This window comes from Pelosinus sp. sgz500959, assembly GCF_042610375.1.
In the GTDB taxonomy this organism is placed as follows: domain Bacteria; phylum Bacillota; class Negativicutes; order DSM-13327; family DSM-13327; genus CTSoil-075.
Genome location: NZ_JBGJZL010000049.1, coordinates 1 through 734 on the forward strand (window position 1 = coordinate 1; position 734 = coordinate 734).

Annotated in this window: 1 protein-coding gene; it reads right to left on the bottom strand. The window is 43.5% G+C overall.

Annotation, left to right across the window (positions count from 1 at the left end; translation table 11 throughout):
* Window positions 1-734: branched-chain amino acid ABC transporter permease (locus ACAN52_RS21890; RefSeq protein WP_378957261.1), on the bottom strand; the 734-nt coding region annotated here is incomplete at both ends.

Sequence of the window (734 nt, forward strand, 5' to 3'; positions counted from 1 at the left end):
CCACTGATACTGCCTAAACCGCCAAGAACCACAATGGTTAAAATATCAAAGGATTTCATAAAGGTAAAAGACGCTGGATGAGCGATATAGAAATAATGGGCAAAGAGTGCGCCTGCGACACCAGCAAAAGCAGCGCCCATGGTAAAGGCCATTACTTTGTATTTGGTTGTATCAACACCCATGGCTTCGGCAGCAATTTGATTTTCACGTACGGAAATACACGCACGACCATGAGTGGAATTAATGAAATTTCGGATAAAGAGCACAGTAAAGACGGTGATAAAGAAGACCCACGTAAAAGTCGTATAACGAGGAATTCCCATAAAACCAGAGGCACCGCCTACATAAGGAATGTTTAAAATGCTAATGCGAATAATTTCACCAAGACCTAAGGTCGCAATGGCTAAGTAATCTCCATCAAGACGAAGGGTCGGAAGACCAATCACAAAACCTAGAAAACCTGCCGTAGCGGCACCACCCAAAATCGCAGCAATAAAAGGAAGTTGCATTTTAACAGTCAGTACTGCACCTACATAGGCACCCACTGCCATAAATCCAGCATGACCGATGGAAAATTGCCCTGTGAAACCGTTAATCAGATTGAGACTGACAGCCAAAATGATGTTAATGCAAACCAGTACAATATTCAGCTGCCAAAATGGACCGATGATATCAAATTCAATGAGCATTTGCATGGCAGCATATACTGCAAGGCAAGCCCCGAGGGATTGCCA